Genomic DNA, 13,119 nt, shown 5'->3' on the forward strand with positions numbered 1-13,119 from the left:
CCGCAAACCAGCCCGACCTGATCGAAGTGCAGGAACGTCCTGGCCCAACGGGAGGAGACGTTCCGCTAGGAATGTCGAAGACGGGCGGGAGTGTTTTGGTTCAGACGTCCAGCGAACGGGCGATGAGTTCTTTCATGACTTCATTCGTCCCGCCATAGATCATCTGGACCCGCGCATCCGCATAGAGCCGCGCGATCGGGTACTCCATCATGAACCCATAACCGCCGAACAGTTGCAGGCATTCGTGCATCACTTCGTTCTGCACCTCAGAGCCCCAGTATTTCACCATCGAGGCCGTCGCAGCATCCAATTCACCGGCCTCCAGTTTTCCAATGCAGTCATTGACGAAACTGCGCAGTACCTCGGCCTTGGTTTTACACTCGGCCAACTTGAAACGTGTGTTCTGGAAGTCCATCACCCGTTGTCCGAACGCCTTGCGCTCCTGCACGTAGTCCACCGTCTGCGATATGGCGAAATCGATCGCGCCCAGCGCCATGATCCCGATGGTCAGCCGCTCCCACGGCAACTGCTTCATCAGTTGATAGAACCCCTGCCCCTCTTCCGGGCCCAGCAGGTTGGTCATTGGCACCTTAACGTCTTCAAAGAACAGCTCAGCCGTATCGTTGCCCTTCATTCCCAGTTTCTTGAGGTTCCGCCCCCTCCGGAATCCGTCAGCCCCGTCGGTTTCGACCACAATCAGAGAGACACCCTTCGCCCCTAACGACTTGTCAGTTTTGGCAGCCACAATAACCAGATCAGCCGATTGCCCGTTGGTGATAAATATCTTGGACCCGTTGAGCCGATAAGAATTGCCATCCTTCTCAGCGGTCGTCTTCACCGCTTGCACATCCGATCCCGTGCCCGGCTCGGTCATGGCCAGCGCGCCGATCATCTCACCCGAGGCCAGTTTCGGCAGCCACTTCTGTTTCTGATCCTCACTGCCATAAGCGGTGATGTAGTGGGTCACGATAGACTGGATGCCATATCCCCATCCTGCGTCCCCGCGCGCAGTCTGCTCATACAAAGTAACGGAATCGAAACCCATCCCGCCGCCGACGCCACCATATTCCTCAGCAATCGAACCGGCCATCAGACCCGTCTCGCCCGCCTGCAACCAAAAGGTACGATCAACCGCCCCGTTTTCGGCCCATTTCTCGGTATTGGGTACCAAGGCATCATCCATGAACCGGCCCGCCATTTCAGCAAACATTCGGTGTTCGTCAGTAACCCAGGCGGCGGTGCTGGTAAAAAGCGACATCAAATAGCTCTCCAGATCAGGTGTTTGCCCAAAACTAGCCGGGTGTGTGATTCCTTCCAATCCATGTGACGTGGCGTCCAGGACAGATACTACGCAACGTCCTTGGCACCGTTGCCGAATTTGGGGCCAAACGTTCACATCTGTGTTCCCACGCCTGACAGAGCAGGCCATCATCGACCATATTGCGCATACGCCCCGGACGACGCAGGAGACAGCATAATGCCCCGCGCCTTTTCTGAACTGACCTTCACACCTGCCGTTCGCGCCCATCAAGAGCGGATGGGATCCGCAGCGACCTACGCGAAATTCCTGAGCCTAGGACCAAAACAGGGCCACCAAATCGGACCGACCGAAGAGGCGTTCATTCGCGCCCGCGACGGGTTCTATCAGGCCACCGTCTCAGAAACCGGCTGGCCTTATGTGCAGTTTCGCGGTGGGCCGATAGGGTTTCTGAAAGTGCTGGACCCGCACACCATCGGCTATGCGGACCTGTCTGGTAACAAACAATATATCTCGCGCGGCAACCTGGATGGAAACGACCATGTGGCGTTGATCTTGATGGATTACGCGAACCAGCGCCGTCTCAAGATTCTTGGGCGGATGACATTCAAGGAAGGTGCCGCGGCAGCAACTGATCTTTACATCAAAGGCTCCGAGACCGAGGCAGAACGGGCCGCGATCATCAAAGTTGAAGCGTTTGACTGGAATTGCCCCCGCCACATCACGCCGCGCTTTACCGAGGCCGAGCTTCGGCCACATCTGAATGATCTGGGTCAGCAACTGGCTGTTCTGCAAGCAGAAAACCAGCGTTTGCTGCGGGAATTGGCTGAGCTCAAAGCTGCTGGCGATATACGAAGCTGAAATCCGCGCCAGTTCAGATGTGAAACGAATGGCGCGCGATCCCTATGGATCTGGGCAGCAAATTGTGACGCAGGGTTGCCCTTTGGCCCAAGCTTTGCTTTGTCCTTTCTAAACATCACGACCTGCCGTCCGCTCGAGGCAGGAGCGGATAACAGAGAGGATCATCACATGGCAAAAGTTGCGTTCCTTGGCCTAGGCGTCATGGGCTACCCGATGGCCGGGCATCTTCAGGCTGCCGGCCACGAAGTCACCGTCTACAACCGCACCGCATCCAAGGCCGAGGCTTGGGTCGCCCAGCATGGCGGCGCGATGGCCCTGACACCGCGGCAAGCCGCAGAAGGGGCCGAATTCGTGATGGCCTGCGTTGGCAATGACGACGATCTGCGTATGGTTTGCACAGGTGAAGATGGCGCCTTTCACGGAATGGCCAAGGGTGCGGTATTTGTTGATCACACCACCGTCTCGGCCAAGGTCACGCGCGAGTTGTACGAGGCTGGCAAGACACAGGGGGTTGCTTTTTTGGACGCCCCGATCTCGGGCGGTCAGGCGGGAGCCGAAAACGGTGTGCTATCGATCATGTGCGGCGGTGACATGGACGCTTATCGTGCTGCTGAGCCGGTGATGCAGGTCTATTCCAAAATCTGCCGCCGCATTGGAGACAGCGGCGCGGGTCAAATGACCAAAATGTGCAACCAGATCGCGATTGCCGGGCTGGTGCAGGGCCTGAGCGAAGCATTACATTTTGCCGAGAAGGCCGGGCTGGATGGCCGAGCTGTGGTCGAAGTGATCAGTCAGGGCGCGGCTGGCAGCTGGCAGATGGCCAACCGGTATGAAACCATGCTAGATGACCATTTTGAGCATGGCTTTGCAGTCGACTGGATGCGCAAGGATCTGGGAATCTGTCTGGATACCGCCAATGAGACCGGGGCTTCACTGCCAGTGACGGCGCTCGTCGACCAGTTCTACAAAGACGTGCAGAAACTTGGCGGGGGCCGGTGGGATACGTCCTCGTTGTTCAAAAGGTTGCGAGCACTGGACTGAGCAAAGGGGGGCTGTCTGCCCCATCGCGCCAGGGCGCGACTCCGCCCGAAGACATTTTTGGCCAGATGAAGAGGATCACCGTGGCAGTTGCAAGAGATAGCGCATGAGCGACTTGAACACTTTCTGGGCTGGTCGCCTGCGTGAACACTGGGGTCTGGACGCCCGTCTGACGCGTCTGGATGGGGAGTACGACCTCAACTTTGTGGTCAAAGCCACCAACGGGCAGGATTATGTGCTCAAGGTGATGCGCGCGGGGTGCGATGCAGCATTGGTCGATCTGCAGATCAAGGCGCTGGAACATCTCAGCGCAGCAGCGCCCGGATTGCCCTTTCCTGCTGTTTATCCCGATTTGAACGGGATGATGTTGCCCGAGATTGCCGACGCACATGGGCAACCGCGACTGGTCTGGCTGCAGGAACGACTGCCGGGGGCATGCTATGCAAGCAGCGCGCCCAAGACCGAAGACCTGATACTAAAACTGGGCCGTGTTCTGGGCGCAACCGACCGGGCGCTGGAGGGGTTCACCCACGAGGGCTTGCATCGCGCCGATTTCAAATGGGATTTGACGCGGGCGAGTTGGATCGTCGACCAACTAGAGGCCATCTCTGATCCGGCACGACGCGCGCGCGTTCAACAAATCGCTGCGGATTTTGAGGCGATCTCTGATCAACTGGGTGCATTGCCAAAGCAGGCGATTCACAATGATGCCAATGATTACAATATCCTTGTTGAAGGCAATCTGGGCGAGCGACGCAGCATCTCGGGTCTGATCGATCTTGGCGACATGTGCGCGGCGCCGCGCGTTTGCGATCTGGCTATTGCCGGGGCCTATGTCGTTCTGGACCACCCTAAACCCGAGCGCGCATTGGCTGCGCTGGTACGCGGGTATCACGCCGCCAATCGGTTACGCCCGGATGAGATCGACCTGATCTGGCCTTTGTTGCAAGCACGGTTGGCGGTGTCCGTGGTGAATTCGACGCTGATGGCGATTGAGAACCCGGACGATCCCTACGTGACGATCAGTCAGGCTCCTGCGTGGCGATTGATTGAGAACAAGTCAATCAATGGCGCGCTCATGCCCGCCCGATTGCGCGCCGCGTGTGGCTTGCCCGTTGTGGACGGGGCCGAGCGCATCCACGCCTACTTGTCCAGCCATCGTGGACAATTCGCGCAGATGTTCGGGCAGGATCTGAGCGACACGCCAATGGGCTCACTGTCGGTGGTAAACTCAACCTGGCCGCAAAACCCATTCCACATGCCGTTGGACGAGGCGGCGCGGGTTGGTGAGGAGTTTGGGGAAGGTCCCTGGCTTGGGTATTACAGCGAGCCTCGCCTGATCTATGCTGAGCCGGGGTTTCGCAAGGGACCGTGGAAAGCGTCGGATCGGCGCACAGTGCATCTGGCCGTGGATGTGTTTGCACCCGCCGGAACAGTGCTGCATGCCCCGCTCAGCGGTCGGGTTGAAGCGGTTGAAAACAGGGATGCGCATCTAGACTATGGCGGGGTGGTGATCCTGCATCACGAAACGCCCGAGGGGGACGCGTTTTATACGCTCTATGGCCATCTGGACCCCGAGGTCAGCGAGCGATTGAAACCCGGTGACCCGGTGGCTCAGGGTGCAGCGTTTGCCCGTCTGGGCGACGCCAGCCAGAATGGCGGCTGGGCCCCACATGTGCATTTCCAACTGGCGCTGACGACTGACGGGATGCAGGCCGACTGGCCCGGAGTCGCCGACCCGGATGAGCTGGAGCTGTGGCATGCGGTCTGCCCCAACCCGGCGGCGCTGTTGAACCTGCCGGATGAAAAGGTGTTCTATCGCCCGACCGACAAGCTGGCGATCCTGCAGGACAGGCGCGATCACTTCGGCGGCAATCTCAGCCTGACTTATGATGACCCGGTCATGCTGGTGCGCGGCTGGAAACATCACCTGTTCGATGAATGGGGAAGGCCCTATCTGGATGCCTATAACAACGTACCGCATGTGGGCCACGCACATCCGCGCATTCAAGCGGTCGCGGCGGATCAGCTGAAGCGCATGAATTCGAACACACGCTATCTGCACCCGGCGCAAACCGCCTTTGCCGACAAGGTATTGTCGAAGCTGCCGGATCACCTAGAGGTCTGTTTCTTCGTCAACTCAGGGACCGAGGCCAACGAATTGGCCCTACGTCTGGCCCGTGCCCATACTGGTGCCAAAGGGATCGTGACGCCCGATCACGGCTATCACGGCAACACAAACGCTGCTGTGGCGATCTCGGCTTACAAATTCAACAAACCTGGCGGGATTGGGCAGGCAGATTGGGTGGAACTGGTTGAAGTCGCGGATGACTATCGCGGGTCGTTCCGGCGCGGCGATCCTGACCGCGCTACAAAATTCGCGAATTATGTAGATCCCGCGATTGCCGCGTTGCAACAGAAAGGCCATGGGCTTGCGGGCTTTATCGCAGAAACCTTCCCCTCGGTCGGGGGGCAGATTATCCCGCCAAAGGGCTATCTGCCTGCGGTCTATGAAAAAATCCGTGCCGCCGGAGGGGTCTGCATTGCCGATGAAGTCCAGACCGGGCTTGGGCGCCTGGGCGACTATTACTTCGGCTTTGAACATCAGGGCGCGCTGCCTGACATCGTGGTAATGGGGAAGCCCATCGGTAACGGTCATCCGCTGGGCGTGCTGGTTACAACCAAAGAGATCGCCCAAAGCTTCGACAACGGGATCGAGTTTTTCTCGACCTTCGGAGGATCGACCCTGTCTTGCCGGATCGGAAAAGAGGTGTTGGACATCGTCGACGATGAAGGCCTTCAAGAGAACGCCCGTGTGATGGGGGCTCGTCTGATGGACGGCCTCCGAAAGATCGAAGCGGACTTTGCCTGCGTTGGCGATGTACGCGGCATGGGTCTGTTTTTAGGGGTGGAACTGGTCAATCCTGACGGTTCGGAAAGCGGTGAGATTTGCAGCTACGTCAAGAATCGGATGCGCGATCATCGCATTCTGATCGGCAGCGAGGGACCCAAGGACAATATCCTGAAAATCCGGCCACCGCTAACCATCGAAGCAGAGGACGTCGACATGATTCTTTGGGCGCTGCGGGAGGTTCTTGGCGAAGTGGGTGACTACAGCCCTGCCCCCATGTGCGATCACGATCATCATCATGCGGGCTGCGGCTGCTGCTAAGAAACACAAAACCCCAGCGAAATTGCTGGGGTTTTGTCGCCGTCGATCAGTGGAGCACTGAATGTGGGGGGTGGTGCCCGGTCGTCGGCAAAGGGATCGAAACGGTCATCCGGCGTAACGCCAAGCCCAGTTCCTCGGACAATGAGGCCAGTGCCGGGGCGAAATCGGGCCGTACGATCAGCGAGGCCATCATCATTGCATCTTCACGCGCCCCTTCAGAGGCGGCACCGATCATCTGGGCAAAACAATTCTCATCAGCGCCCAGACATGCACATCCCAGCCCATGACGCACCAGCGGACGGCGACCGTGATGTGCACAAAGTGAACACAGCCGGTCCAGCGTCAGCATCGTGGCGCGTCCCTGATCTGCACCCAGCGCGATGTCAAAATCGCTTGCGGCATTTGCCCGGCCTTCGACCCCATCACCCCAAAGCCGCAGATACATGACGGCTCCGGCCTCAATGGGGTTCAGGTCAGCCAGACGGCCAACAGCCGCCCCGCCACGCGAAGAAGGTGCGCTCATTTTGTCAGGATCAGTTTGCCTGCGCGGGTGATACGCAGCGTATAAAGCTGATCGCCCAGCTCGATATGGGCCAGATTGCCGCCATTGGTGAGGTCTTCCGCCTTGTGGGCCGGAAGCATCGAAACAGCGTAGCTAAGGGTCGAGGTAGGGGTTTGCGCGTTCATTGGGGCATCTCCAGAGCATCTGTGGCACTTGGCCTTGTCTGTCTTCGTTTCGCTTGATCTGGCTGACCCTGTTTTGGGCTGGCTATCTGTTCGTGTGATTAATCTGATAAAAATAGTAAGGTTTGTCAAGCTGCTGTTTTTTCAATCGCTCCCACGGGTCTCTATTGCGCCGTCGCACAGCACGACCTAGGCATTGGACATCAACAAACAAAGGCGGATTCGCAGATGGCAGCAGTTGTCGTATTTGACTTGGATGGCACCCTGATAGACAGCCTTGCCGACCTTGCAGCTGCGGTAAACCGAATGCTGCACGATCAGGGGCAGGCCTCCTTGCCTCAGGATACGATCCGGGGATTCGTCGGGAACGGATTACCCAAGTTGGTCGAGCGAGCGATGACGCATTGCGGGCTGGAGCCAACGCTTCACAAGGACCTGACACAGCTTACTCTGAAGCACTACAATGCAGGCGCCTGCGATCAGACCGTAGTTTATCCCGGCGTGATCCAGGCGCTGGATGAGCTTCGCGATATGGGCTGTGCGCTTGGGGTCTGCACCAACAAACCCGAAGCCCCTGCCCGGCATGTGCTGGGCGAACTTGGCCTGCTACCCTATTTCAACACGGTCTTTGGTGGAGACACGCTGGATATACGCAAACCCGATCCAGAGCACTTGCACGCCTGTTTCAAGACCCTTCAAGCCGCAGGCCCACAGATCTTCGTTGGCGACAGTGAGGTTGATGCCGAAACTGCGCAACGGGCTCAGGTTCCGTTTTTGCTGTTTGAACAGGGATATCGAAAGTCGCCGGTTTCGGACATGCCGTACACGCTCAGCTATGATAACAGTACCGCACTGCCTGCACTTGTTCGGAAAATCCTGACGCAGGCATAGACCCCAAAAAAGGTCGAGGGGCCGGCCAAGGGGGTAAGAAGCCAGCCCCTCATCGGGGGAAATTAGTGAAAGTGGATTGGGCGCACTGGCCCGGTAGTTAATGAAAAGTTAACGCACCTGCGCGGATCGCGAAATTGGGGGATTCCCGTAGTGCTGCGATTTTTTTCCCGATCCCCCAAATTATTTTGCGCGCAGAAGCCTAAAAACTGAGATTTATGCGGCTTTCTCAGCCGCGGCACGCGCGATCACCAGTTCCTCGTTCGTCGGAATGACCATCAGTTTCACACGTGACAGGTCGGTCGAGATGACGCGCAGATTGTCCGCGTTTGCATCGTGGTCCAGTTCAAGACCCAACCACCCCATGTCAGTGCAGATACGGTCGCGGATATAGGTCGAGTTCTCACCGATCCCGCCGGTAAACACGACGGCGTCCAGACCTCCCAACACGGCGGCCAAAGCGCCCAGCTCGCGGCGTATCCGGAATGTGTAGTAGTTGATGGCATTGCGTGCACCCGGCGTATTCGAGGCCTCAAGCGTACGCATATCATTGGTCATTCCGGAAAGGCCAAGCAACCCGGATTTACGATACAGAAGATCCGAAATCTCATCCGCATTCATGCCTTGCTGATCCATCAGATACAGCACAACGCCCGGATCCAGCTGGCCACAACGCGTTCCCATCGGCAAACCATCCATGGCCGAGAACCCCATGCTTGAACCGACCGAGCGACCTCCGATCATGGCGCACATCGAGGCACCGTTGCCAAGATGCGCCACAACCACCCGTCCGCCATGTATTAGCGGCGCAGTCTTGGCCAAATGGTCCGAGATGTAATCATAGCTCAGACCGTGGAAGCCATAGCGGCGAACGCCCATATCGTAAAACTCGGTCGGCAATGCGAAGGTGTCATTGACCCAAGGGTGGTGGCGGTGAAAAGCGGTATCGAAACAGGCAACCTGCTTGGCATTGGGGAACCTGTCCATCGCAGTACGTGCGCCCTGCAGATTGTAAGGTTGGTGCAGGGGCGCAAAAGGCTCGAGTTTTTCCAGCATCTGCAAGCTTTCGGGGGTCAGCAGAATGGGCCTGTCATTATCCGGGCCGCCATGCACGATGCGGTGTCCAACCGCGGTCACGCCCGCCGACGGGAACTGCCGTTCCAGCAAATCCAGAATATGGTCCAAGGCGCTGGCCTGATCGCACAGCGCTTCAGAAGCGGTATCGGCAAGCACGCGGCCATCCGTGGTCTCTGCTTTGATGCGCGCCGCGCGGCTGCCGATGCGTTCCACCTCTCCCGAACAGACCAGGATCGGATCTGCTACGCCCGCGGAGAACAACCCAAACTTCAGCGAGGACGAGCCTGAATTCAGTGTGATGATATGGTCCATCAGATCTTACCCGACATCCGCGCCGCATGCAGGGCCGCGACGGCACAGGAAACGAGCCGCGCCTTTTCGCCATCTGCGCGACTGGTCAGAATAATCGGTACGCGCGCGCCCAGCACCACCCCGGCAGCCTCGGCGTGCGCGATATACGTCAGTTGCTTGGCTAGCATGTTGCCTGCGTCCAGATTGGGTACGACAAGAATGTCTGCCCGCCCGGCCACCTCAGACACGATCCCTTTGGTGCGCGCCGCGGCCAGGCTGACCGCGTTGTCCATGGCAAGCGGCCCATCGACCAAGCCACCCCTGATCTGCCCCCGCTCGGCCATCTTCGACAGCAATGCGGCATCAATCGACGACCGGATTGCTGGATTCACCGTCTCGACCGCCGACAGAACACCCACTTTCGGAGCGCCAATTCCGATTGAGATTGCCAGATCGATCGCGTTCTGCGTGATGTCGATCTTGGTTTCCAGATCCGGCTCGATATTGATGGCCGCATCGGTCACCAGCAAGGGATGCGGCTGGCCGGGTATATCCATGACGAAGACATGCGTAAATCGGCGCCCTGCGCGAAGTCCACGATCCCGCCGCAACGCCGCCCGTAGCAGTTCGTCCGTATGAAGATGCCCCTTCATCAATGCTTCAGCATGTCCTTCGACGACCAGATCAACCGCTTTGTTGGCGGCGTCCAGATGGTCCTTAACAGGAACGATCTCAACGTCACCCAAGGGCAACTCAATCTCACGCGCTGCTGCAGCAATCTTGTCGGGGTCACCTATCAGGACCGGCTTGATGATGGTTTCACGCGCCGCCAATAAGGCCCCCCCCAGCGAGTTGGGCTCTTCTGGGGCGACAACTGCCGTGGGGATCGGAGGCAGCGGGCGCGAGCGATCGAGCAGTGCATCAAAATGCCGGTGCCGCTCGACGACCAGACCAGGCACTTCAATCTCATTGAATGACAGTTCTTTCTCCGGAGCGATCACGACCGCGATGCCGGACACGATCAGCGCCTCATCACTAGGGCGCATCACCTGAGTTTCCAGAACTACCTCGCGGTTATCGCGTTTTTCGATCACCGTAACTCTGGCCAGCAGTTCTTCGCCCGCATATGCCCGGGCGCTAAAATCCAAGCTTTGCGACTTATACAGCGTACCCGCGCCCGGCAGGATATTCCCCAAAACGGCCGAGATCAGAGCCCCAAGAAACATCTCGGGCGCGATCGCCTCGTTTACGTTATCACCGTCCCCATCTTCGTCGGCCAGGTTCAAAGGGTTATGGTTGCCGGAATTCGATGCGAAAACATAAAAATCATCCTCTGTGCAGAACCGGGTCAACTCGGCGGTGTCACCGATCTGAAGCTGATCAAAGGGCTTGTTGTGATACTGCATTGAAACTCTCGGCGGCTGTTTTGCACCGATCATTATGAGATTTCAGGTAAATTTCCAATGACGTTCGGTGGGTTTTGTCGTGTCATGATGCATCGATTTTTGATCGCATTGCATGCTTCACGACATGGAGAACAGAGTTTTGATCTGGTTAGTCTTTTCTGACCGAGCATCGCGCAGATTGCGGGTCTGAAACTCCTCTTTCCGAAGCCGCATGGAAAACCCCAAGTCGACGAAAGGCGTATGTCGCGCGGAATGATTTTCATCAACCGCAATGATTTGCGCTGGCGTAACGCTTCTGCGGCCTATAGCCCACACAAGACGCTATGCAGTCGATGAAAGCGCTGGAGCGAGAGGGGCAATGACCGCTGCCCAAGGGCCTGTCTCGCAGCCTTCGCTCTCGGGGCTATTGTCATCTAACGGTTATGAAGCTTGACCCTACGTCGCCGGTTGTTATTGCAATCATGGATTTCGACCAAACAGACAAAGTCCATGACAGGCCCGCGCTGATTGCCTAGAAATGCCTATTAGATTTGCTTTTGGAACCAGGTGATCCCAGTGGAGCAATTGGCGTTTACATACGAAATGGGTGTGGTCTCGGCGCTTTTGGCCTTCACGGTGTTCTTGTTTGTGTCCGAGATTGTCAGGATCGATCTTTCGGCCATCCTGGTGTTGGTCATTGTGGGTCTGTTGAGTTATGCACCGGGTCTCGAAAATCTGGCAAATGTTCCTCATCTGTTTGACGGGTTTGCGTCCAATGCCGTGATTTCGATCATTGCGGTCATGATCGTAGGGGCGGGTTTGGATAAAACGGGGCTGATGAACAAGGTCGCGTCCGTCATTTTGAAATATGGTGGTAAGTCTGAAAACCGAGTGCTGCCGATCGTTTCGGGCACAGTCGGTGTTATCTCATCATTCATGCAAAATGTCGGGGCGGCGGCGTTGTTCCTACCGGTGGTTAGCCGTATCTCATCGCGATCGGGTATTCCGTTGTCACGTTTGCTTATGCCCATGGGGTTTTGTGCCATTCTGGGGGGGACAATGACGATGGTCGGGTCCTCGCCGCTTATTCTGTTGAATGACCTGATCCAAACTGCAAACGAAGGGCTGCCCGAAGCCCAGAAGATGGAACCCTTTGGATTGTTTTCCGTTACCCCCATCGGTGCGGTGCTGATCCTGACGGGGATCGCATATTTCCTGCTGCTGGGACGTTGGGTGCTGCCGGGCGATTCAGGGTCGGAGAGTACGGGTACCGGGCGCGGGACTCAGGAATATCTTCAGCGGGTCTACGGGCTGAAGGCCGATGTGTTCGAGGTTGTGGTTCCGGCCGACAGCCCGCTGGTCGGGCAGATACTGGCCGACATCAACTTTGAAAATCATCTCTATATCATCTCGACCTTTTACCGTGGCAAGACCTCGATGGTTCAGGTGCTAACAGCCGAGATTGCTGCGCCTTGTCGATTGGCGATTGTGGGTCGGCGCTGGGTTGTCGAAGAGTTTGCCGAAAAGTACGGGCTGACGGTGCTGCCTGATCTGGATGTGTTTGTCGAAGAGTTCGCACCCACGAATGCTGGGGTCGCAGAGGTGGTAGTGACGCCTGAGAGCAAACTGATCGGCAAATGCCCTCGCGAATTGCTATTCCGCAAAACCTACGGAATGTCTTTGCTCGCCATCCACAGGGGTGAAGAGACGCTGAGTCATGTCGAGACTGAGACGCATGAATCCACCCAGATCGGGCTTGAGAAGTTCAAGGCTGGCGACATGTTGGTTGCTCATACCCGCTGGGACAACCTGATGCGGATAAAGCGTGATCCGGATTTTGTTGTGGTCACGTCTGATTTCCCGCAGGACGAATTGCGCCCGCAAAAGGTAGGCTGGGCGCTCTTGTTCTTCTTGATCTCATTGTCGCTGATCCTGTTCACGGATGTGCGGTTGTCGCTCTGTTTGCTGACCGGAGCCGCAGGAATGATGTTGACCCGGGTGCTCAGTGTTGACGAGGCGTATCGAGCAGTTGGATGGAACACGGTCTTTCTGCTGGCGTGTCTGATCCCGTTGGGTCAGGCGGTGCAGAATACCGGGACTGCGGCATGGATTGCGCAACAGATCATGATCATCTTGGATGGATGGCCGAATTGGGCGCTACAGGCGGGCGTCGCCATTCTGGCGACGGCATTTTCTCTGGTCATGTCAAACGTCGGCGCGACGGTTCTGTTGGTGCCCCTTGCGGTTTCAATTGCGGTTGCGGCGGGTGCCAACCCGGCGGTCTTTGCATTAACCGTCGCGATTTCGACCTCGAACAGTTTCATTATCCCGACCCATCAGGTAAATGCGCTGATCATGGGGCCAGCTGGGTACAAAGTGACCGATTTCGTCCGTTCGGGCGGGATCATGACGATCATCTTCTTGATCGTCTCACTGTTGATGCTGAATGTGATTTTCTGACCCTG

Annotated in this window: 10 protein-coding genes and 1 pseudogene; 6 read left to right on the forward strand and 5 right to left on the reverse strand. The window is 57.4% G+C overall.

The window, feature by feature from the left end:
* Window positions 1-100: 100 nt before the first annotated feature.
* A complete protein-coding gene (locus ACR0AH_RS17010) occupies window positions 101-1,258 on the reverse strand; it encodes an acyl-CoA dehydrogenase family protein (RefSeq protein ID WP_170398374.1) in 1,158 nt (385 codons plus the stop codon).
* A 219-nt stretch (window positions 1,259-1,477) separates the two neighbouring features.
* Between ACR0AH_RS17010 and ACR0AH_RS17015 the strand changes: the two genes are divergently transcribed.
* From ACR0AH_RS17015 to ACR0AH_RS17025, 3 genes are all read left to right on the forward strand, one after another.
* Complete coding sequence (locus ACR0AH_RS17015) at window positions 1,478-2,119, forward strand: pyridoxamine 5'-phosphate oxidase family protein (RefSeq protein ID WP_480592916.1); 642 nt, start codon at window positions 1,478-1,480, stop codon at window positions 2,117-2,119.
* A gap of 114 nt (window positions 2,120-2,233) precedes the next feature.
* On the forward strand, window positions 2,234-3,160 hold the full coding sequence (locus ACR0AH_RS17020) for an NAD(P)-dependent oxidoreductase (RefSeq protein ID WP_480439555.1): 927 nt from the start codon (window positions 2,234-2,236) through the stop codon (window positions 3,158-3,160).
* 103 nt (window positions 3,161-3,263) lie between these two features.
* Entirely contained in the window at window positions 3,264-6,329 is a 3,066-nt protein-coding gene (locus ACR0AH_RS17025) for an aminotransferase class III-fold pyridoxal phosphate-dependent enzyme (protein ID WP_480592918.1), read from the forward strand.
* A 46-nt stretch (window positions 6,330-6,375) separates the two neighbouring features.
* Here ACR0AH_RS17025 and ACR0AH_RS17030 read toward each other — a convergent pair whose 3' ends face one another.
* Both ACR0AH_RS17030 and hemP read right to left on the reverse strand, forming a co-directional pair.
* Window positions 6,376-6,852 carry a hypothetical protein gene (locus ACR0AH_RS17030; protein ID WP_170408198.1) on the reverse strand — a complete coding sequence of 159 codons (477 nt, stop codon included), beginning with the start codon at window positions 6,850-6,852 and terminating at the stop codon, window positions 6,376-6,378.
* Window positions 6,849-7,016 (reverse strand): hemin uptake protein HemP, encoded by a 168-nt coding sequence (gene hemP, locus ACR0AH_RS17035; RefSeq protein WP_170398358.1) that lies wholly within the window; start codon window positions 7,014-7,016, stop codon window positions 6,849-6,851. The genes ACR0AH_RS17030 and hemP overlap by 4 nt, the downstream gene beginning before the upstream one ends.
* Before the next feature lie 225 nt (window positions 7,017-7,241).
* Here hemP and gph point away from each other — a divergent pair, with 225 nt between their 5' ends.
* Window positions 7,242-7,904: a phosphoglycolate phosphatase gene (gene gph, locus ACR0AH_RS17040; RefSeq protein WP_170733837.1), complete on the forward strand. Its 663-nt coding sequence runs from the start codon at window positions 7,242-7,244 to the stop codon at window positions 7,902-7,904.
* A 213-nt stretch (window positions 7,905-8,117) separates the two neighbouring features.
* Here gph and ACR0AH_RS17045 read toward each other — a convergent pair whose 3' ends face one another.
* Together ACR0AH_RS17045 and ACR0AH_RS17050 are read right to left on the reverse strand one after the other, a co-directional pair.
* Window positions 8,118-9,290, reverse strand: a complete 1,173-nt coding sequence (locus ACR0AH_RS17045; protein WP_480592921.1) for an acetate/propionate family kinase — start codon at window positions 9,288-9,290, stop codon at window positions 8,118-8,120.
* On the reverse strand, window positions 9,290-10,675 hold the full coding sequence (locus ACR0AH_RS17050) for a bifunctional enoyl-CoA hydratase/phosphate acetyltransferase (RefSeq protein WP_170398333.1): 1,386 nt from the start codon (window positions 10,673-10,675) through the stop codon (window positions 9,290-9,292). The genes ACR0AH_RS17045 and ACR0AH_RS17050 overlap by 1 nt, the downstream gene beginning before the upstream one ends.
* Window positions 10,676-10,843: 168 nt before the next feature.
* Between ACR0AH_RS17050 and ACR0AH_RS17055 the strand changes: the two are divergent.
* Both ACR0AH_RS17055 and ACR0AH_RS17060 read left to right on the forward strand, forming a co-directional pair.
* A pseudogene (locus ACR0AH_RS17055) lies at window positions 10,844-11,008 on the forward strand (IS5/IS1182 family transposase); the annotation flags it as partial.
* 249 nt (window positions 11,009-11,257) lie between these two features.
* A complete protein-coding gene (locus tag ACR0AH_RS17060; RefSeq protein ID WP_480592990.1) occupies window positions 11,258-13,114 on the forward strand; it encodes an SLC13 family permease in 1,857 nt (618 codons plus the stop codon).
* The last annotated feature ends 5 nt before the right edge of the window (window positions 13,115-13,119 follow it).

It is taken from the genome of Ruegeria sp. AM5 (assembly GCF_056540645.1).

Bases quoted from the DNA above. Each gene is read 5' to 3' on its own strand.
- ACR0AH_RS17010 (WP_170398374.1), bottom strand. From the start codon at position 1,258: ATGTCGCTTTTTACCAGCACCGCCGCCTGGGTTACTGACGAACACCGA.
- ACR0AH_RS17015 (WP_480592916.1), top strand. From the start codon at position 1,478: ATGCCCCGCGCCTTTTCTGAACTGACCTTCACACCTGCCGTTCGCGCC.
- ACR0AH_RS17025 (WP_480592918.1), top strand. From the start codon at position 3,264: ATGAGCGACTTGAACACTTTCTGGGCTGGTCGCCTGCGTGAACACTGG.
- ACR0AH_RS17030 (WP_170408198.1), bottom strand. From the start codon at position 6,852: ATGAGCGCACCTTCTTCGCGTGGCGGGGCGGCTGTTGGCCGTCTGGCT.
- hemP (WP_170398358.1), bottom strand. From the start codon at position 7,016: ATGAACGCGCAAACCCCTACCTCGACCCTTAGCTACGCTGTTTCGATG.
- gph (WP_170733837.1), top strand. From the start codon at position 7,242: ATGGCAGCAGTTGTCGTATTTGACTTGGATGGCACCCTGATAGACAGC.
- ACR0AH_RS17045 (WP_480592921.1), bottom strand. From the start codon at position 9,290: ATGGACCATATCATCACACTGAATTCAGGCTCGTCCTCGCTGAAGTTT.
- ACR0AH_RS17050 (WP_170398333.1), bottom strand. From the start codon at position 10,675: ATGCAGTATCACAACAAGCCCTTTGATCAGCTTCAGATCGGTGACACC.
- ACR0AH_RS17060 (WP_480592990.1), top strand. From the start codon at position 11,258: ATGGGTGTGGTCTCGGCGCTTTTGGCCTTCACGGTGTTCTTGTTTGTG.